Below are 19,789 nucleotides of genomic sequence, written 5' to 3' on the forward strand. Positions count from 1 at the left end.
TCAGTGGTGTAGCCACAGGATGGTTCGCGTTTCTCCCCCGCGCACCAGGTGATGGGTCGTACTCAGCAGCCAACCCGTGCCAGCGGCCGGGATTGGCCGTTGTCCTACGGGTGGCCACCCTTCGACAGCATCCACAGCTGCAACGCCGCGACGACCAACGAAGCCCCGAACGCGCCGATCAGCCACCGCCTCGCGGCGGCCGCCGAATCCTCAGCCGCCGTCCGGGCCCGGACCTCGGCCGCGAGATCTCGTTCGAGGACGGCGAGCCGCTGCTCGGTCAGGCGCTGATCCGCGGCGTAAACGTCCTTTGCCACGGCTCTTCGATCCGGCCGGCGAGGACCTGGAGGTCGGCGTGCAGGTTCTCGCGAAGCCCGGTGATGCCGCCGCGCTGGTCCTCGCGGATCTGGAGGATGCTGCGCTGGAACTCCCACAACGTGGGCTCCGCTGCGGTCGGCGGGACGCTCACTGAAACTCCGGAAGGGCGTTCCCCGCGCCGAACCCCATCGCAGGCCAAGACCGCAGGATCCCCATCCCGACTCTGACAGCCCCTTCGAGCCAACCTTCCGGGCCTGGCCGCCATCGCAGCATGCAGTCCCCTGCATGTCCTGACCTTGAGATTCTAAGTGGAATTAGAGATTCACCCAATAATTTGATCAATGCAAACAAGACACCCTCGGCGAACCCCGTTACTACACGCACAATGAGTCAATAGATTGAAATCGGTGGCAACATTACTCCACCCCGCGCGACGATAGATGAAAAAAGGGTAACTTTGCACTCCAGGGGTATTTTCATTCTCGTTCCAGCTGTATTATCGACTCTTTCTGGACTTGGGTCCACCGCCTCGGCTGCAGCAGCACCCGAAATAACGTTCACCACGTTCATGAGCGGCACCAAGCTTCCAGACTTTCCCGTGGGAACCATCAAGTCGGATGTGATGCAAATATCGACTTCGCAGGGGGCCCGCGACGCAAGTGAGCCCGCTTCGAAGAGCAACCATCCCGCCAAGTCAGAACTCCCTTTCACCAAGGGCTCGGCGGATCTGGCAGGGGCTCGACTCCGAACAACTTTCAGACGAGCCAGGCAAGGCCCGAGGGCAACGCCGATATGTACGGCCAAGTGATCGACCGCCAGGACTTCTGCCGACACGGCTACGCAGAGGCAACGGCCTTCCGAAACGGCTTTTCACTTGGCACTCTCAGTTACCGCGAGACGCATATCGGCACTGCCGTCAATGGCGGCAGGGAGACGTTGATCGGCGTAAAGCTGGATGATTTCCAGCCCAAGGGCATATGGTCAAAGAATTCGATAGTCGAGATTGCACTGGCGACCAAATCCGAGCAGGATGCGAACCCTGATACTCCGACAGCATGTAAGGCCATCGACGCAATAAATCCATTCGGGGGCTCGGTATCGCAATGGAAATCAAAAAGCGAGATTGGCTGGAGCATCGTATCCGACTCCGCCTTTGGCATTGGGGACGAAAAGCTGGTCGACTGCCACTGGCAGGTGGAGCACAGGGCGTTCGTAGCTTCCCCCCTTTACAACGGCGGCTGGTCAGGAAAGATGGCGAGGCCGGCCCAGGACATCAGATTTGACTCGGCAAGCTACATTCCCCAGCGGGAAGGCGCGGTGTCCAGCCGAGCCGTCCCGTACCTCGAGTACAGCAGGACCGATCCGCGAGTGAAGGGCGTAGCCGAACATATATATTCGGCCTTCACGGATCCGAGCTCCACTCTTCCCGTCAAAACTGACGGCACCCCGAAGGTGATCCCTGGAAACATGTCCGGGAACCCTCCGTCACTAATCACCCGCCTGTACCCCGGAGCCAACCCGATCGCCCAGCAGGCCTACGATGACAATCGGGCCGTCGTCCGATCGGTCTGCGCGACGATCCAGAGCAATCCGGGCGAGGAGTGTGACGAATTTCCGTTCGCCTCCACCTGGGAAGGGGCCGCGATGAATGATCAGAAGAACTTCTCCGTTCGATACGTCAATGCGACCGAGAACGGAAACGCCGGCACCGATCTGGCGAGCTGGTACGGATCGAGCCGGATCCTCCACAACGATAAGTTCGGAGTCGACATAATTCCGTAACCGCTTTCTGATTTATCGCGCCGACGCCGGATGTACTAGTCCGGCGTCGGCACAAACACGAAGAAAAAGCTCTGAAGCCCTCCAGCAAGAATTGGGTCCCCCCGCTTCTCGGCGACAGGTGGAATACCTCGCCAAAATACATGCAGCATGTATCCTCCACTCTCCTCCAGGTCGAGTACAGTGCCAGTCGGACCAGAGAAAAGAGTCCAGACTCCGAGGCGCCCGCCGCGCGAGCGATACGGGACGCTAGCTATAGAGGAAAAACCCCTTGGAGGAGAAGCCGTATCAGAACAAAGAATTTCCACTGCCGCATTGTGCTCTGCGCGGCTGCTGAAGGAATGGCTCGGCAACCGCGACCGGCCCGGCCGTGTCTGGCGGCCCGGCAAGAACCCCATCCGTGTCGACTCCCATACCTTCATCACCAGCGACCAGCCCGTGGTCATCCCCTACGGGATCTACGACATCGCCCACAACACCGGCTGGGTCAACGTCGGCACCGACCACGACACAGCCGAGTTCGCGGTGGAATCCATCCGTCGCTGGTGGAAGCAGCGCGGACGGAACGACCACCCGGAAGCCGGCCGGCTGCTGATCACCGCCGACTGCGGCGGTTCCAACGATCCCCGCCGCTGGACATGGAAGAGGCACCTCGCAGCCTTCGCCCTGGAAAGCGGACTCGAGATCACGGTCTGCCATTTCCCGCCCGGAACATCGAAGTGGAACAAGATCGAACACCGGATGTTCTGCCATATCACCGCGAGTTGGCGAGGCCGGCCGCTGACCAGCTACGAGGTCGTCATCGCGACGATCGCCGCCACGACCACCCGCACCGGGCTCAGAATCGAAGCCGAACTCGACACCGGCCAGTACGACCTGGGCACCGCGGTCCCGTCCGCCGAGTTCCACGCCCTGCCGATCACACCCCACGCCTTCCACGGCGACTGGAACTACACCCTGGCCCCGCTCCCACCCGGGCTCCCGGAGCCGGCACCGAATCGGCAGCGAATCGATCCCGCCCTGACCGCGATGCTCAGCGACCCGTCCCTGACCGGCATGTCACGCTCCGACTTCGACCGTCTGGTCGCGATCTCGGAGCCGTACTGGGACGCCCTGGCCGAAGCGGCATTCCAGCGACGCTTCCACCGCCCACGCAGCTATCTCCACCCGCAGACCAGCAGCCTCGACCACTACCACCGCCTGCTGAGCGCCCTGTTGCGCCGTCGCAGAGCGGCCACCAGCACACTTCTGGCCCAGCTCCTGAACGTCACCCGCACCAACCTGTCCAATCAGTTCCAAGACGGCCACCGCCTCCTGGACCTGCACCGCACCGCAGTCACCCCGCTACCCGGAACCCCTGCCCGCACCCTCGCCCAACTACAAGCCCGCCTACCGCCGTACGACAGCACCCGCGCAGATCAACTCTGACAGTTATTCAGATACAAGCCCCCAGCGTGCCCGAGTACTGCCGGGCGACCCCGGGCGAGGCCTTTCCGTCCTTGGGGAAGCCGGTGTCGTCCACGGCCCACACCTCGGGCCGCACCGCCCGCACGGCCCGCCGCGCCAGGCGGGCCCGTACGTCCTCGACCGGCCAGGTCGAGGACGTCATGAACTGCTGTAACGCCTGGTGGTCGACCCCGAGGCGTTCGGCCATCGGCTGCATCAACTTGCGCCGGCCCTCCAACAGCAGCCCCCGCAGGTACAACCCGCCCTTGGCCCGCTGATCACAGCGGGCCAAGGGCGCGAACACCTCCGCCGCGAACTCCTCCAACCGACCCCGCCACAACGCCAACTCCCCAGCCCTCATACCAACAGAGAACTACCGACCACACGATGCGACAAGCCTCCTAACAAAGCACTACTAGGTCTGGTATACCCTCACCCAACTGGGCCTGTCCCTCCTTTAAAGACACACTCCAACGCTTTGACCATGGCGCAACAGCGTCAACCTCGACGGGGCAGCCTACGAGCCTTCACCACATAGGACACGGTCTTAGAAGACATCTCATTTGGAGAGTCTGCGGGTGCAGATGATGGCTGCTGCGATGCTGGCAAAGGCGGCGAAGTGGTCGGCCTTGCGTTCGTAGCGGCGATGGAGGCGGCGGAACCCACCCAGCCAGGCCACGGTGCGCTCGATCACCCAGCGGTGCTGGCCGAGACGGCTGGACGAGTCGATGCCGCGGCGGGCGATGCGGGCCGGGATCTGCCTTCGGCGCAGGTAGGAACGTATGAAGCGGTGGTCGTAGGCCTTGTCGCCGTGCAGCTTGCCGGGCCTGCGCCGTCTCGGGCCTCGACGCGAGCGGATCGGTGGAATGGCGTCGACGAGCGGGACCAGAGCCTGGCTGTCGTGGACGTTGGCCCCGGAGACCGCGAGCGACAGGGGTAAACCGGTACGTTCGGTGAGCAGGTGGATCTTCGACCCGTACTTGCCCCGATCAACAGGATTCGGGCCTGTCAGCTCCCCTTTTTCAGGGCCCGCATGTTCACCGAGTCGACCGCGCACCTCGACCAGTCCAACTCGCCGCGCGCGCCGAGCTCGTCCAGGACAACCCGGTGGAGCTTGGCCCACACCCGGGCCCTGCTCCACTCGGTGAAACGCCTGTGCGCGGTGGGCCCGGACGGGCCGAAACAGGGAGGCAGCTGGGCCCAGGTGCACCCCGAGGTTGCGACGAACACGATCGCCGCCAGAACCTCCCGGTCGCCGTAGCGACGCCGGCCACCTCCCTGCGGCCGGGTCGGCGCCTCCGGCACCACCAACTGGAACAGCTCCCACAACTCGTCTGGGACGAGACGCTCCACGATCGTCACACCTGAAGCCTACTCACCCATCCAAATGAGATGTCTTCTTAGCACAGCTATTGCAATGGCAGCCGCCATAGAATTTCTGAGCCTCGTCACGAGCCCTCTCCACATGCCGCCGAAAGCGCCAAGGACCACGTCGGCGCCCCGAACGCCTGCCAGAAGGCGACCCCGGGGCGTCGACAAAACGTACGGAGCCAACTCTTCCGACCGTCAGGTGTTCATGTCCACACGGACACCTGAGAGGTATGTTCCCTTATGTGCGGTGACTCGCGTATGGGTGTTGAACGGATCGGACTGGCGGAACATGCACTGCTTTCCACTACCGTAGTAGTTGGGCGACCCGGCAGCCTGGCGCACGGCCGTCCCAGTTGCGCGAATGGTGAAGAACCAGCCCTGCGCTTCGAAGTCGCCGTGAGATCGCCCATAGGTCGCCGTGGCGCAGGAGTTCACGCCCCAGCCGTCAATGTCGGCCGACGAGACGCACTTGTCGCCGCACGGCGCTGGACGGCGGCGAGCCACAAGGCAGCCGCACACGCCAGCAACGCCGCCGCGATCAGCAGGACCCAGCCCCGCCGGAAACCGTCCAACGCGGCCTGCGGCCCCGACGGCGTCCCGATCAGCCCGACCGTCAACGCCACACCCACCACCGCCCCGATCTGACGGGCCATCGTGGTGATCGCCGAACCGGTGGCGAAACGCGCCGGCGCCAGCGCCGCCGCCGCCGACCCGACCAGGGTCGGCAGGGCCAGCCCCACACCCACACCGGTGAGCAGCATCCCTGGCAGCAGTTCGCCGGCGTAACCGGGCCGGACACCGATGGCCACGCTCCACCAGCCGATGCCCGCGGCGAACAGCAGGGTGCCGAGCGCGGCCACCCGTCCCGCGCCGAGCCTGCGCACCAGAAGGGCGCTGCCCAAGGCGACCGGCGGCACCAGCAGCGGCCCGGGGGCGACGGCGAGTCCGGTGCGCAGCGCCGAGTACCCCCAGACCTGCTGGCACCACAGGACCGAGGTCAGCAGCATGCCGGCGAAGGCGAGGGTGAACAGCAGGGCTGCGGTGTTGGCGGCCGCGAACACCGGCACCCGCAGCAGCGGCAATTCGACCACAGGGGCGCGGTGGCGCGCCGAGCGGCGCAGGAACCACACGGTCAGCAGGGCACTCGCGAGCAGGCCGCCCAACACCCGGGGCGAGATCCAGTCCCATTCGTCCGCCTTCACCAGGGAGACGGTGAGGGTGGCGATGGCGGCGGTGAGCAGGACGGCGCCGAACAGGTCCGGCAGCGGTCCGTTCTCCTTGCCGCGCGATCCGGGCAGTACACGCGCGCCCACGACCACGGCGGCGATGCCGACGGGGACGTTGACGATGAACACCCAGCGCCAGTCGGCCTCGACCAGCAGTCCGCCGAGGACCGGTCCCAGGCCGGCGGCGATCCCCCCGATCGAGGCCCAGGCCCGGATGGCGCCGGGGCGCTCGGCCGCGGGAGTGGCGTCCAGCAGCAGCGCCAGTGAGGTCGGCATCAGCGCGGCCGCGCCCGCCGCCTGGAGCACCCGGGCGGCATCCAGCCAGCCGACGGTCGGGGCGAGTGCGCACAGTGCTGAGGCGGTGGTGAAGACGGCCAGCCCGGCGAGGAACACCGTCCGGTGGCCGATGCGGTCGGCCAGCCGTCCGGCGGGGACGAGCAGCGCGGCGAAGACGATGGCGTAGCCGTTCAGCACCCAGGACAGGGTGGCCAGGCTGCTGCCGCGGAAGTGCTGCTGCATCGCCGGGAGGGCGACGTTGACGATGAACAGGTCGAGGTTCGAGACGAAGACCGCGGCGGCGAGCACCAGGAACACGGCGCGGCGGCGAGGGGCGTCCCGGTCGGCCGGCACGGCGACTGGGTTTGATATTCCAACTGACTTCATGGCCCGGAACGCTAGCGGCAGTGAGTTTGAATACGCAACCCACTGTGGCAGGCTGGCAGGGTGACCCCGCACACCGCCGCCCAGCCCACAGCCACCCCGCCACTGCCCGGCCGCCCCTGCTCCATCGCGGCCGCGCTCCACGTCCTCGGCGAGAAGTGGGCGCTGCTCGCCGTGCGCGAACTCTTCTACGGCAACCACCGCTTCGACCGGATCGCCCGCAACACCGGCGCCCCTCGCGACCGCCTCACCGCCCGCCTGCGCGCCCTCGAGGAAGCCGGAGTGGTCGAACGCCGCGCCTACAGCGAGCGCCCGCCGCGCTACGAGTACCACCTCACCGAAGCCGGCCGGGACCTCGCCCCGCTCACCCAGGCCCTCCTCGCCTGGGGCGACCGCTGGCTGTCACCCGAACCCCCGGTGGTCCTGCGGCACCACCCCCACCACGACGACCCCGGCCACCCCGACCACCCGCTCGACGCCGCCTGGACGTGCCGCACCTGCGGAACCGAGGTCCGCAGCCCCGACCTCACGCTGGAGGTCCGCTCCCCCCACTGGGACCGTCACGGCCCCACCACCCCCGACAGCGACGCAACGACTGCACCATGAACCCGGCCACGGGCAGCACGAGGCCCGCGGCGGTGAGCCGCGGGTCCGGGAATTCGCGCTACGCGGCAACGGTCGACCGGGGACGCGGCAGGACGCCCCGCTCCCGCACCGTCATGCTCCCCGACGGCCTCCTGCGGACTACCGCGATACTGCTGCCATGAGCCACACGCCCCACCCGGTCGTCCAGCACGCCCCCTTCCCGTTCCCCGACGGGCGGTTCCCACCCAACCTCGGCGCCGTCGTACAGCGCACCGTCGCAGAAGGACACCTGCCGGCTCTCGTCGTCATCCACGACGACGAAGGCGACTGGCTGATCGGCGACGGCGTGAACGACCCGAACCTCCCCGACGCCAGCGGCATCCACTGCATCTCCTGCCTCGCGGAGCACGATCCCTCCATCGCCGAGACCGCCGACCTGCAACCCGGCTCCGCCGCCCACCGCAACGGCCCCGGACTGCCCTGGACCGTCCGACCGTTCACCTACGAGGACGACGAAGACTGAACACCGGGCCCGAAAACCCACGAGCGCGTGCGGGATCCACAACAGCCCCGGGCCCGGACGGCACCAGGGCCGTCGCCGGGGCAGACCACCACTGCCCGACCGCGCGTAGCCACACCAGGTACCGGCCCGGTCCGCGCCGTCCGGTCGAGCGCGGCGGCAGCCGATCCGCACTACCTGCCTGCGGGCCGGCCGAGCGGCCGACCCGCAAGCAGCCCGGACCGGCAGATCAGCCCGGATCGGCCCGGTCGGCGTCGGCGGGCAGTACGGGAAGCGGCCAGGACGGGTCCGGCTCCCAGGCCGGCCACGGGGCGGCGAACGGGCCGGCACGCTCCTGGAGGAGACCCAGGGCGCGCTCGCGTGCCTGCCCGACGGACCGGTGCTCGGCATCGGTGACGAAGCCCAGACGGCGGCCGTGCGCGTACTCGTCCTCGTCCTTCCACCAGTAGCCGGACAGATCGGGCGAGACCACCAGGTCGACGAGCAGGTCCAGGGTGTCGATCCCGATCCGGGTCCGGACCGCCGGACGCTCGAAGTTCACATACAGGCGCAACGGCTCGCCCGCCGGGGTCTGGAAGTGGTGCAGGGAGAACCACTCGCCGGTCAGGTCGAAACGCGAGCGCAGGACGGTGTGCTGCCAGGCCCACGGCTCGAGTTCCCAGGCGCCCGCCGCAAGGTCGGCCAGGCCGTCCTTGCGGGAGGTGTCGTCGCCGGTGCGCAACGCCCTCGTCCAGGTGGTCGGGGCGAGGGCGCTGATCCCCGGCCAGTAGCCGAGCTCGACGCGGGTACCGGTGTCGGAGATCGCCCGGTGGGGCTGGGCCGACCACACCCTGCCCAGGTGGATGTCTCGGCGCACGACCGTCGCGCCCGGGACGAACGGCCCACCGAGCGCCGGCTCGACGTAGGTCACGACCGCTCCCAGGTCGCACAGACGGGCTCGTGCCAGGTGGTGCGCACGACCGTCCCGCCCGGGCGAAAGCGTTCGCCGGACCAGCTCCGACAGCACCCGCCCCGGCCCCGGACCGCGGCGGCTGGAACGCAGGCGCCCGGCACGGACGGTCGTCGGCGACGACCGCGGCACCACATGGAAGTCGTCATGCCGAATGCTCTGCCCACCGCACCCGGCCAAAGAACCCGCGCGCCACCCGAACGGAGCAGCTCCGAGAACACAGGCTGCCGCAGTCCTGGGCCAGGGTCGACCGCCGGTCCGGTCCGGCTCCCCGGCCGCCGGACCGGGGCACGACGCGCCCTCCGGCCCCCGGGGCGGGTGGTCGAAGCCCCGGCTCGGCGCGCCCGCCTCACCTCCCTGCCGATTCAGCTCCGAAGGGAGGCGAGCCAGGCGATCAGCAGGTGGTTGACCTCCTCGGGCCGCTCCTGCTGGACCCAGTGCCCGCAGCCGTCCAGGATGTGGCTGGAGACCAGGCCGGGAAGGGTGACCGGGAAGGCGTCGATCGCGTCGGACATCCAGGTGGTGGAAGCGTCCAGGGCGCCGCCGATGAACAGGGACGGCACCTCGATCGGGGCACCGCCGTACCCGGCGAGGTCCTCCCAGTCGCGGTCCATGTTGCGGTAGCGGTTCAGGGCCCCGGTCATGCCGGTGCGCTCGAACTCCCCCGCATACACGTCGAGGTCGTCCTCCGTCAGCCAGGCCGGCAGCCTGCCGCTGGGAAAGCGGTCGCGCAGCCGGCCGCCGCTGCGGGCCACGAAGTGCGGGTCGGGCTCGCCACGGGTGGGCATGGTGTCGGCGGACACGGACGCGTAGAAGCCCGCGAGCCATCCCCGCAGGTCGGGCTCCATCTCTGCTTCGGCCCGGCCGGGCTCCTGGAAGTACGAGACGTAGAACTCCTGGTCGCCGCCCATCTGCGCGAAAACGTCGCTGGGGCGGGGGCCGCCGGGCGGCGCGTAGGGGACGCTCAGCAGCCCGACCGCACGGAAGACCTCGGGGTGGAGCAGGGCGGAGGCCGCCGCGATGCCGGAGCCCCAGTCGTGCCCGACGATCACCGCGCTCTCCTCGCCCAGGGCGCGCACCAGGGCGAGATTGTCCTCCACCAGGTCGAGCATCCGGTAGGCGTCCGTAGCGGCGGGCCTGGAGGAACGGCCGTAGCCGCGCACATCGAACGCCGCGGCCCGGTACCCCGCCGCCGCGAGCGCTGGGAGCTGGCGGCGCCAGGAGTACCAGGACTCGGGAAAGCCGTGGACGAGCAGGACCAGCGGCCCGGCGCCCTGCTCGACCACGTGCAGGCGTCCCGCGGGTGCCTTGACGGTACGGTGGCGCAGGTCGGTGGACGGCGCGGGATGGTGCATCGCTTCTCCTCGGTTCACGGGCGGTCGCGGTTACCCACCGATCATGGGGCGCGACGGCCGCACGAGGCGAGCAACCGTTGCCGTTCTGGCAAACTCGCAGGACAGCGCGGTGCGCGCGGCAATGCCTCAGGGAGCTGGGCGACGGTGACGGACGACAGCACGGCCGACACGCTGGCGACCATGGGTCCCAGGCTGCGGACCGCGCGCGAGCAGCACGGGGCCACGCTCAACGGCGTCAGCCGCGCGACCGGCATCCCGCCGAGCACGCTGTCGCGGATCGAGACCGGCCGACGCAGGCCGACCCTGGAGGTGCTGCTGCGGCTCGCGAAGGCGTACGACATCTCGCTGGACGAGCTGGCCGGCACCGCACCCGCAGCCGCGGCCGAACCGCGCTCCCCCGCGCCGCACCGATCCGCCCACGACAAGGCAGTGCTCCCACTGACCCGGTACGTCGGAGGCCTGCACGCCCACAAACACGTCCTGCCCGCCCTCGACGCGCCGCCGGCACGGCCGCGGCAGGTCTCCCACGACGGGTACGAATGGCTTTGCGTCCTCTACGGGCGGCTGTGGCTGGCGCTCGGTGACCAGGACCTCGTGCTGAGCGCCGGGGACGTGGCCGAGTTCGACACCCGCACCGCCCACGGCGTCGCGAACGCCGGAACCGGCGGACCGGTCGAATACCTGATCATGTTCGGGCCGCAGGGGGAACGCCTCCGACCACGCACCCCGACCCCTGACCGCCGGGGCCGGTAAAACGCAGCCTTGACGGCCGACCACCGGCTCCGGGGTGGCAGACCGTGCGTCGCAGTCGGCCGGCCCTTTCCGCGGCCGGGCCGACCGGTCAGTCGACCCTCGCCCGGACACGTCGGCGACCGGCCAGGGCCGGCTCCGAGCTCCGAGCTCCGGGTCTGCCGGTCAGCCGCCGGTCGGCCGACCGGCGGCAAGGTACGCATCCACCAGATAGGTACCGTCGGCCTGGCGGGCCATGGTGACCAGGTACTCGTCGAACAGCAGCTTCGTCGGCTCGCCCGCTGCGGCGCTCCAGCCCTTCTCGTCCTGGTAGTCGTACCGAACCCGGACCCTCAGTGCGACCTCCTGGCGTGTCAGAGGCGGCGGCGGGTCACTGTCATCGGTTCTCTGCAGCATCACGTCCGCGGCCCACACTTCGGACCAGCCCCAGTGGGCCCGCAACTCCTGGAGTTGTGGGCTGCCTTCGGTGAGCGAGGTCGATGCGTAGTACTCCCGCTTCTCCCGCAGCTGTGCGGTCAGGTAGCGGGCCGACCGCGCGGTCACGTCGGCCTCCGTGTCACTCTGGTCGAAGCTGTGGGAGGTCACGGCCCAGGCGAGGGCCACCGACTCGGGGTCGCGGGGCACCACCGTGAGCGGCGGGGTCTTCGCCTGCGGTCGCTGGGGAGCAGAGGGCGCAGCGGGCGGTGGGTAGGTGATCCCCGGGGGCTGCTTCACCTCCTGGTTGTCATCGTTGATGCAGACGGTGGTGCACCGGGATGCGCCGAGGGAGGCTCCGCTCCGGTAGTCGGTCCGTGGTGTCGGCAGCCCGAACGTGAGCATGTTGGAGCGCTCCTCGCGCACTCCGGAGATCCGGAAGGGCTTGCCGCCCTCGGCGGTCAGCGTCCAGGTCCGGTTCTCGCCGTCAACGGACCCGTCAACCTTGATGACATAGTCGTAGCTGTGCTCGGAGGCCAGCGTCGTGATGCTGAAGACCTCCGGCTTCTGGTTCTCGAGATAGTGGAACTTGTCGCGGAAGTACGGCGTGTAGGACACCTGCCCTTGGGCGTAGCCGACCAGCGCGACCGGGGCCGACGAGTCGAGGTCCAGCCCGATCTTCCCCACCTCTCCGATGCCCTGCGAGACGCAGCCGAGCACCGTCCCGCTCTCCGGCGGCCGGGGGGCTCCGATGCGTTCGGCCCGAATGTTGCGGATCGCCACTGTCCGGTCCTTCGCACCGACCAGCTGGAGATCGATCGCCGATGTACCGATGTCCATCCCGCCGTGGTCGTGCGCCCACATCCGGCTGCTCACACACCCGTTCCCGACGACATCGGCCGGTATGTCCGGTGCACTCATTGCCTGGGACACAACCGTCGGGTTGCCGACGGTACCCAGTGCGTAACGGGCGGAGAACTGCGGGTCGTCCTTGCTGAGGTCGTCCTGCCACACCGTCGTCAGCAACCCGACGGGGACACCGACGATCAGCAGCAGCACTCCGACCAGCACCCCGACCAGGATCTGCTTGCCGCTGCCCGGTGCGGCGGGGGCGGACGAGGGGGCATCCGGTGACGCAGGTGCCGACTGCACTGGAGGTAGGACGGGCGGCGTGTCGGGCGGCTCTGCTTCCGGCGATTCTTCACCCTGAACACTCACCAGCGGCTCCCCCGAACCCGTGACCGATGTCCCACCACAAGCGTATCGGCCGCACACCGCTCGGGACAGGCCGCCCATCAACTGCGACCCGGCGGGCCGACGTCGTGGACGCGGGCCGGGCACGACGCCCATGGCCAACGATCCTCGGGGCGTTACCTGGTGGAGCTTTCGTACCCGCTTTGCGGCCGGGGGCAGTTGGCGCGAGGGGACGACGCGAAGCCTTCGGGGACCCGCCGGCACCGGCACCTTGAGGAAATGCACATGCCTCGCCGAGCACCGGGCGGGATCAGGTCTCGGCTGCCTTTTCGGGACGCCAGGCCCGAACGAACCGTCGTACGAGGGCTGTCGGCGTCAGCGAACCGACAGACAGCCGCATTCGAGCGCGGACGAGGTTTGCCGAACGGTGACGTCGTGCTCGCCTTCCGACGCCGGGCTCTGCGGGCCGCGCGTATCGGCAACGGCGGCGGGGCATGTCGAGCGGCTGCTCCTCGGGGCCGTCGAACTGACCACCGGGTCGGCCATGCCGCACGGGTGCGTGAGCGTCAACACCGTCCATGCCTGCGCTCCGGACTCCGAACCGGTCCGCCAGGAGGTGATCGCGCGGCGGATGGCAGGCGAGGCCGCGTTGCGCGGGCGCTTCGAGCGGGCGGCCGAGCTGCCGGCGGACTGTGATCCGCGTGTCCTTGCCCAGTTGGTGCACACCGTCACCGACGGCATCGCCGTGCAGGCGGCGAGCGGCCGTTCCCGCGACCAACTGCAGCAAGTGGCCGACCTCGCGCTGCGCACGCTGTTTCAGCTGTAGGGCCGACCGGGCCTCACTATGTGACTCGCGCAGAAACGGGAACGAAGAGGGCGCGGCGCGGTGCAGCGCAGCGCGGCGTCCGCTGACGCCGGATCAGAGCGTGCCGGTCCACCGGACGGGCTGGAGGGTGGCCCGGTCCGGGACGAATGTGACCTGGACCTGGCCGAAGTCGGCGGGCCGCAGCGCGAAGGTGCGATGGCCGGCCAGCTGCTCGCCGGGCTTGAGGGTGCCGTCGATCGACATGTGGCTCCCGAACCCCTCGTAGAGGTCCTCGGCGTCGCCGTGCGGGCCCTTCAGGTAGAGCAGGCCCGGGTGCATGGTGCGCGGCTCGGCCGTGGTGTTGACCACGGTGACCACCGCCACGACGGCCTGCAGACCCGGCTCGGCGGGAACGGAGTTCGGGCGCGGGGCCCGGGTTTCCGGCTTGGCCACGGTGATCCTCAGGCCGTCGGCGGTGGTGTAGCTCTGGCCGAAGGTCAGCCGGCGGGCCTTCTCGTCGGCCGCCCGGCGCTGCTCCTCCGCCCGCTCCGCCTGGGCGGACTGGTAGACCGCCATCCCCACGAAGGTGGCGACCGCGCCCGAGACCAGCAGCGCGAGCACCCCGAGGATCACCCCGGCCAGCGCCGTGCCCCGATTGGTGGCCGCACCCCGGCGGCACAGCCGCAACCCGAGCACTCCGAGCACCACGCCCACCAGGGCGGGCAGCCAGGCGAACCAGAACAGGATCAGGGTGAGGGCCAGTACCATGCCGATGATGCCGAGCACCATCGCCGCAACGCCCATCCCGTTCCGCGGCTGAGGGCCGGGCAGCGGGTACGGCGGCCAGGGTGCTGGGGCAGGCGCCGGGCCCTGCGCGGCCGGTGCCGGGGCGGACTCCGTTGCCGGGGCGCGCCAGGGGTCGGTGGACTCCGGCGGCGGGGCCTGGGTGCTCACGTGCGGTCCTTCGAGTGATCCGTGATCGGACGGACGAACGTATCAGTCACATGATCGGCACATCTTCACCACCCCACTCCCGGTTGCCCCGGGCCACCACCTGACCCACCTGACCACCGGCCTGCTGCGCGGGACCGCGGCCGTGACGGTGCGGAGGCCGGGAGGTTCGGCGACGCGCCGTAACGTATCTGATATACGACATCTTGACCAAGGGTTCTTCGCGACTTCATTGCAGGCCATCCCCGCCGCCCTGCGCCAGCAGGCACAGGGCTCCGCGACACCCGCGCACGGCCCGGCCCACCCTGCACGAACCCCGGAGTGCGAAGCCTCCGGCGGACACCCGGTCGCCGAGAGGGAGAGGCGGCAACACACCTCTGGCGTTAATTTCGTATATCGCATGTGTTACCGGCACGACTCCGCGCGGCACCCACACCGCGACGCAGCCGACCCGGCCACGAGCAGGCCCCGAACGCACCGGGGCCTGCCCCAGGCCGCAGCCCGCCCCACAGGACCGACCCATCGCACCGCCGCGTCCGGGCCCGCACCGGCATGCCGGCCGACACCCGCCCGCTCCCCCACCACCGGCTCGGCCCCGGGCCGAGCCGTCCCCTGTGCAGCCCCGGAGTCGCGGCCGTCGGACGGCGGGCCGTGGTGTGCCTGTGGCTGCATGCTGCTCCGTTCGCTGAAGGCCTTGCCGAGAGGGGTTCCCCGGCGACTGACCGTGCCGCCTCCTGCCGGGTCCCCGTACCGGCGCGTACGGCTGCCCTGCTGCCCGGCCGACCGGGCGGTGGTCGGCCGGGCGGTGGTCGGTCAGCGTTGCACGCGTGCCCGGTGGCTGCCGCCCCGGTTCCGGCGTCGGACGAGGATCGCCCCGGCCGCTGTCAGGGTGAGCCCGGCGGTGGCGGTCAGGGCCAGGACAGTACCGTTCCCGCCCGTGTGGGCGAGGTTCGCACCGGCGTCGGCTTCACCGGAGGGGCCGGCCGTGACGGTGGCCGCCGGGGAAGAGGCAGGGGCAGAGGTTGTGACGGGGGTCGTGGCAGTGGTCGTGGCCCCGCCTCCCCGAGTGGCGGAGGTGGGGGCCGGCGTCACCCGGACCGTGGCCCCTCCCCCCTGGGCCGCCGTGGCGGAGGCGGTCGGGCCGTCCGGGCCCGTCACATCGTCGGTGTCTCCGGCTCGTCCCCGCCGTCCGGATCCGGAACCGGGATCGCCGCGGCAGACATGGTGGGGCTCGCGGAGGGCACCTCCACGGCGGGCGCGGTGGCCGTACCGGTGGGCGCGGTGACGCCGTCGACGGTGACGGTGACCGTGGCCTTGTCCGCGTCCACCGCACCGACGGTCACGGTCAGCTTGGCGGCGGTGTCGTGGAGGGTGGTGACCGCGCTGTCGCGGTCACCCGCGGACGCCGAGACCGGGGTGGCACTCCGGTAGGAGTCGCCGGACACCCGGTAGGCATAGACACCGTTCAGACGGCCGTCCAGGGTTCCTTCCGGCCGGCGGTACTCCAGGACCAACCGGTCCTTGCCCAGGGGCACTTCCAGGGCGCGTACGCCCTTGTCGCTGCCGTACAGGGGACGCAGGGCGAAGGTGCCGGAGGCGGTCACCCGCACGTGCTCGCCGGACGCGAGCCATCCGGCGTGGATGAGCTGCGTGGCCGACAGGCCGAGGGAGGAACCTCCGCCGCCCATGGGCGACTTCCTTCCCATCTCCGCCGGAGCGCCGCAGGCGCCCAGGTCCCCGCCTGCGCAGACCCGGCGCGGCTGGTGGGGCAGGCCGAGATTGTGCCCGAACTCGTGGGCGACAGCGGTCAACCCCACCCGGCCCTTGGGGGCCTTCAGCCAGCTCACCGGGCCGCCGACCTGTCCAAGTCCCGCCCAGGCACAGGGAGTCCGGGGCAGCACGATGGACAGGCTGTCGTAGTCCTTGCCCTTCGCCAGACCTCGCTGGGGCAGTTGACGTTCGATCTCCTGACGGACGGCACGCGGGTCGCAATTCGCGTGCCACGGCAGGGTCAGGGGCCCGATGACCTTGTCCGGGACCGCGGGAACGTACGAGAGACGGCCGCGGGAGACGGCCCGGTAGTAACTCTGGAGCGAGTCATCGACCCCGAAGTACCACTGCGCGATGCCCGCCTTGTCCGTTCCGGCCTCGGCATGGTGCACGTCCTCGAAGTCGGCGAGGACCACCAGGACGCGGTTGCTGCGGCTCTCGTCCGCGGCGGCCGGTGCGGCCCCGGTCACGGCGACGGACGCCAGTAGGGCGAAGGAGGCTGCCCCGGCCACGGCCCGGGCGATGGTGAACTGCATGGTGCTCGGCGCTCCTGCGTTGAAGAGATGTGGCACAGGGGGGACCGCGGTACGCGGATCCCCTCCTGCGCCGTGACTCATGCGTTATGCACCGGAGCCGGGCACCGCCGACTCCCCTGCGGACGACCCCGCCGCCGGAGAGCCCGGAAGCGGGCCATCCACATGTCGGGCCGATGGAATTCGACTGCGGCCGAATGCGGCTTCGACGGGCAGCGAATCCGCCCGCCGCCGGTCATCGCGCCCCGCAGAGGAACCTGCTGCAGTCCTCGGCCGGGATCCTGCCGGCCGTCTCTGTCATGGCCCCCTGCGATGATCACCGGCGTGTCAACAGGAGCGGAACAGAACATGGCCGAGCTGATTGAGCAGGGCGTCGCACGGGCCGCCGGGGCAATCGCGGCGAACGCACCGGTGGGATGGACGGAGGCGGTGCTGGTCAGCACCGAAGGCCTCTTCGGTCTCAACATCACCGGCCAGTGCACGCTGTCCGACGCGAGGACGCGATCGTTCCATACGAGCATCGACCTCCAGGATCTGCGTGACGTGGCTTCGGCAGTGGGTACCGCTCGCGGCTGGGACTGCACGCGGCTGGAAATACGGTGCCGGCCGTCCGGGGAGTACTCGCTGGTCGCGTCCCACGATGTCGTCTCACGCCTGCACGGAGAACGTCCGGGCTTCCTGGCCGTCCTGGACCGCAACTACCGGCTCTCCCCGGCCGGGTACGCCCAGGAGGAGGGCACGGCCGGCCCGGCAGGCGACCCGGACCTGGCCCTCGTCCGGCTCCGCGCCCACCTGGAGCGGCGTGCCGAAATCCTGGGGCGCTCCGAGACACTCCCACCGCCCGTGACCGAGGCGGCCCTCGCGGACGCCGAGCGGCGCCTCGGCCGACCGCTGCCCGCCGACCTGCGGGCGCTGTACCTGTTCGCGGACGGCAGCGGGGAGGACGCCTGCGGCCTGTTCGGCAACCTCGGCTGGGTACCGCTGGCCCGGCTGGTCGCCGCCAACGCCGGCCTGCGGGAACCGGTGTGGACCGGCTGGGAGAACAACTGGGACGCGGTCGTCCTGGACGCCGACCCGCCCGGTACGGTTCGGCGCTGCCGCGAGCACCCCGCATGGTTCCCGTTCGCCACCGCCGACGACGGCAACTACCTCGCGGTCGACATGTCCCCCGCCCATGCCGGACGGACCGGACAAGTGATCCAGATCGGCCGCGACTACTACGACGGTCCGCTCTACGTCTGCGACTCCGTCACCTCGCTCCTCGCCCGCTACCTGGACCTGCTGGACCGGGGCGCCTACGAGGTGGAGGGGGACGGCATCGACTACATCGACGTCATGGACGATTCCGACTCGTGCGAGTCCTGGGCCGATCCGGAGCTGCGATCCCGGGGAATCCCTCATGAGGTGTCGCCCGCTGTCCAGGCCGTTCTGATCCAGGTCAACGCACCTACCAGTCCGATGGATCTCGCCCCGCTCGCCACCGCGCCCCACCTGCGGAGACTCGAACTCGAGCGCCGCCCCGTCACCGACCTGTCCCCCCTCCGGGACCTGCCCGTCGAGTCCCTGGCCGTCGACCTCCCCGGCGGCGACCTCGCACCGCTCCAGGGCCACCGGCACCTCGGCTCGCTGGACCTCGCCACCACCACTGCGACCGACCTCACCCCGTTGCGCACGGCGCCGAAGCTGCGCGGCCTGGATCTCTCCCGGGCCGCGGTCCAGGACCTGACCGTGCTCGCGGACTTCCCGCACCTGCGCTACCTGGCCCTCACCGGCAACCAGTGGGCCGTCCTGCTGAACGAGGGCAAGGTGCCACCTTCGTTGGCCGCCGCCCGCCTGGCCGAGCGCGACGCGTCCCGCGACGAGGCGCTGTCCTGGGCGGCAAGGCTCGGACTGCCCGTCGGGACGCCGTTCGTCGTCTCCGGGACTTTCGCTGCGGACGATGCTGCGGCCGATGCGATCGGCCGCACCCGGTGGACGTCCGCCACCGGGACGGCCGAGGTCAGGCGGTCTGCTTCTCCGGGTGCAGGTCGACCGTGAGGTGCGGGCCGAGTGCGCGCAGGAAGTCCGGGGCGTCGAAGATCTCGCCGGCGGGGGCGACGCCGGTGGTCCTGGTGGCGCCGGTCAGGACGCGTTCGAGGGCCTCGGCGACCAGGGGTGCGGTGATGGCGTAGATGTCCTGGCCGGCGGCCGTGATCCGGCGTTCGGCCTTGCCCGAGCGAACGACGACGTCGACGAGGAAGGTCTGGTCCGAGCGTCCGCTCCCGTCGGCGGCGGTCGGGGCGGGCGTGTCGGGCGCGGCGACGTCGCGGACCGCCTCGGTGTTCATGTAGGTGGTCACCTCGGGGATGGACAGGTGCTGCGGGACGGTGACGACGTCCGCCATGGTGAACTCCCCGATCACCGACCGCGGTCCCATCGGCTCCGGGAAGGCCCACTCCAGGGTGGGCGCGGCGTCGCTGCGGCGCTCCCACTGTCCGCCGCTGTAGCGCAGGCGGTGGTCGCCGCGCCGCTCGCGGGAGACCGCGCCCGAGAGCCGGGTGCCGGCGGTGGGGTGCCAGCTGCTGAGCGCGTAGGCGATGTGCGCCTCGTCGGCCCCGGTCCAGTCGCCCATCGCGGCGGTGACGAGGAGGTCGCCGAGACCGCCGAAGAAGGCCATGGCCGGGACGACCACCGCTCCCGCGTCCCGGGCCCGCTCGCGGTAGTGGGCGAAGGTGTCGAGGTTGGCCTCCAGCTCGGCGGCCACGTCCAGGTACGGGATCCGCGCGCGCAGCGCGGCCTCGATCACGGGGCCGGTGGTCGAGGCGAACGGGCCGGCGCAGTTGATGACCGCCGCCGTTCCGGCCAGGGCCCGGTCCAGCGTGGCAGGGTCCTCGACCGACGCCGCCCGGGCCTCCAGCCCGTGCTCCTCGGCCAGTTCCGCCAAGGCCTGCGCGTTGCGCCCGGAGAGCACCGGGACGAACCCGCGTGCGACGAGCTCCGCGACCACGAACCGTCCGGTGCGACCGTACGCGCCGAACACCGCCACCAGCTGACCTGACCCCATGAGACTGCTCCCCGTCCACTCGAACACCCGCTGCGATGCCGGTCCGCTGCGGCCCGACACCCACATCCTGTCCTTGCGGCGGCACCCCGCACGAGTGTCGGAAACGACATGCCCCGTACAGTT

The 19,789-nt window shown here is 70.0% G+C and carries 17 protein-coding genes and 1 pseudogene; 7 read left to right on the forward strand and 11 right to left on the reverse strand.

Annotated features, from left to right (window positions below; translation table 11 throughout):
- Positions 1–104: 104 nt before the first annotated feature.
- Positions 105–314, reverse strand: coding sequence for a hypothetical protein (locus tag BI06_RS51435; RefSeq protein WP_043473943.1), 210 nt, complete (start codon positions 312–314; stop codon positions 105–107).
- Entirely contained in the window at positions 278–466 is a 189-nt protein-coding gene (locus tag BI06_RS31595) for a hypothetical protein (protein ID WP_043473946.1), read from the reverse strand. The genes BI06_RS51435 and BI06_RS31595 overlap by 37 nt, the downstream gene beginning before the upstream one ends.
- 653 nt (positions 467–1,119) lie before the next feature.
- On the opposite strand from BI06_RS31595, the gene BI06_RS46980 reads away from it, so the two are divergent.
- Together BI06_RS46980 and BI06_RS55620 are read left to right on the forward strand one after the other, a co-directional pair.
- Positions 1,120–2,097, forward strand: coding sequence for a NucA/NucB deoxyribonuclease domain-containing protein (locus BI06_RS46980; protein WP_158516488.1), 978 nt, complete (start codon positions 1,120–1,122; stop codon positions 2,095–2,097).
- A 333-nt stretch (positions 2,098–2,430) separates the two neighbouring features.
- A pseudogene (locus tag BI06_RS55620) lies at positions 2,431–3,542 on the forward strand (ISAzo13 family transposase); the annotation flags it as partial.
- On the opposite strand, the gene BI06_RS31610 reads toward BI06_RS55620, so the two are convergent.
- The 3 genes from BI06_RS31610 to BI06_RS31620 all read right to left on the reverse strand — a co-directional run bounded on the left by BI06_RS31610 (position 3,530) and on the right by BI06_RS31620 (position 6,767).
- Complete coding sequence (locus BI06_RS31610) at positions 3,530–3,901, reverse strand: transposase (RefSeq protein WP_369826269.1); 372 nt, start codon at positions 3,899–3,901, stop codon at positions 3,530–3,532. The pseudogene BI06_RS55620 and the gene BI06_RS31610 sit on opposite strands and share 13 nt — an antisense overlap.
- Before the next feature lie 198 nt (positions 3,902–4,099).
- Positions 4,100–4,893, reverse strand: a protein-coding gene (locus BI06_RS46985; RefSeq protein ID WP_369826108.1) for an IS5 family transposase whose coding sequence is annotated in 2 segments (ribosomal slippage) — positions 4,100–4,561 and positions 4,564–4,893 — 792 coding nt in all. Because the reading frame shifts where the segments join, the coding sequence is not laid out codon by codon here.
- A 449-nt stretch (positions 4,894–5,342) separates the two neighbouring features.
- Positions 5,343–6,767, reverse strand: a complete 1,425-nt coding sequence (locus BI06_RS31620; RefSeq protein ID WP_051742349.1) for an MFS transporter — start codon at positions 6,765–6,767, stop codon at positions 5,343–5,345.
- A 93-nt stretch (positions 6,768–6,860) separates the two neighbouring features.
- Here BI06_RS31620 and BI06_RS31625 point away from each other — a divergent pair, with 93 nt between their 5' ends.
- Together BI06_RS31625 and BI06_RS31630 are read left to right on the forward strand one after the other, a co-directional pair.
- Positions 6,861–7,403, forward strand: coding sequence for a helix-turn-helix domain-containing protein (locus BI06_RS31625; protein ID WP_082558815.1), 543 nt, complete (start codon positions 6,861–6,863; stop codon positions 7,401–7,403).
- Between the two features lie 157 nt (positions 7,404–7,560).
- A complete protein-coding gene (locus BI06_RS31630; RefSeq protein WP_043473949.1) occupies positions 7,561–7,905 on the forward strand; it encodes a hypothetical protein in 345 nt (114 codons plus the stop codon).
- Between the two features lie 226 nt (positions 7,906–8,131).
- Here the strand turns inward: BI06_RS31630 and BI06_RS31635 are convergent, their stop codons facing one another.
- Both BI06_RS31635 and BI06_RS31640 read right to left on the reverse strand, forming a co-directional pair.
- Positions 8,132–8,812, reverse strand: a complete 681-nt coding sequence (locus BI06_RS31635; protein ID WP_043473952.1) for a DUF402 domain-containing protein — start codon at positions 8,810–8,812, stop codon at positions 8,132–8,134.
- Positions 8,813–9,216: 404 nt separating this feature from the next.
- On the reverse strand, positions 9,217–10,206 hold the full coding sequence (locus BI06_RS31640) for an alpha/beta fold hydrolase (RefSeq protein ID WP_043473956.1): 990 nt from the start codon (positions 10,204–10,206) through the stop codon (positions 9,217–9,219).
- 180 nt (positions 10,207–10,386) lie between these two features.
- On the opposite strand from BI06_RS31640, the gene BI06_RS31645 reads away from it, so the two are divergent.
- Positions 10,387–10,959 carry a helix-turn-helix domain-containing protein gene (locus tag BI06_RS31645; protein ID WP_051742413.1) on the forward strand — a complete coding sequence of 191 codons (573 nt, stop codon included), beginning with the start codon at positions 10,387–10,389 and terminating at the stop codon, positions 10,957–10,959.
- A gap of 162 nt (positions 10,960–11,121) precedes the next feature.
- On the opposite strand, the gene BI06_RS31650 is transcribed toward BI06_RS31645, so the two are convergent.
- Positions 11,122–12,720 (reverse strand): hypothetical protein, encoded by a 1,599-nt coding sequence (locus BI06_RS31650; protein ID WP_149030542.1) that lies wholly within the window; start codon positions 12,718–12,720, stop codon positions 11,122–11,124.
- 271 nt (positions 12,721–12,991) lie between these two features.
- Between BI06_RS31650 and BI06_RS31655 the strand changes: the two genes are divergently transcribed.
- On the forward strand, positions 12,992–13,390 hold the full coding sequence (locus BI06_RS31655) for a hypothetical protein (RefSeq protein WP_233290368.1): 399 nt from the start codon (positions 12,992–12,994) through the stop codon (positions 13,388–13,390).
- Positions 13,391–13,483: 93 nt separating this feature from the next.
- Here BI06_RS31655 and BI06_RS31660 read toward each other — a convergent pair whose 3' ends face one another.
- On the reverse strand, positions 13,484–14,323 hold the full coding sequence (locus BI06_RS31660) for a hypothetical protein (RefSeq protein ID WP_149030543.1): 840 nt from the start codon (positions 14,321–14,323) through the stop codon (positions 13,484–13,486).
- A gap of 1,151 nt (positions 14,324–15,474) precedes the next feature.
- The gene (locus BI06_RS31665) at positions 15,475–16,626 is read right to left on the reverse strand and encodes a hypothetical protein (RefSeq protein ID WP_043473965.1); all 1,152 of its coding nucleotides are present in this window, start codon (positions 16,624–16,626) and stop codon (positions 15,475–15,477) included.
- Between the two features lie 345 nt (positions 16,627–16,971).
- On the opposite strand from BI06_RS31665, the gene BI06_RS31670 reads away from it, so the two are divergent.
- Positions 16,972–18,660 (forward strand): SMI1/KNR4 family protein, encoded by a 1,689-nt coding sequence (locus BI06_RS31670; protein WP_063795051.1) that lies wholly within the window; start codon positions 16,972–16,974, stop codon positions 18,658–18,660.
- Here the strand turns inward: BI06_RS31670 and BI06_RS31675 are convergent.
- Positions 18,623–19,666, reverse strand: a complete 1,044-nt coding sequence (locus BI06_RS31675; protein ID WP_199523378.1) for a trans-acting enoyl reductase family protein — start codon at positions 19,664–19,666, stop codon at positions 18,623–18,625. The genes BI06_RS31670 and BI06_RS31675 overlap by 38 nt on opposite strands.
- Positions 19,667–19,789 lie beyond the last annotated feature (123 nt).

This window comes from Kitasatospora sp. MBT66 (assembly GCF_000710405.2).
GTDB classification, from domain to species: domain Bacteria; phylum Actinomycetota; class Actinomycetes; order Streptomycetales; family Streptomycetaceae; genus Kitasatospora; species Kitasatospora purpeofusca.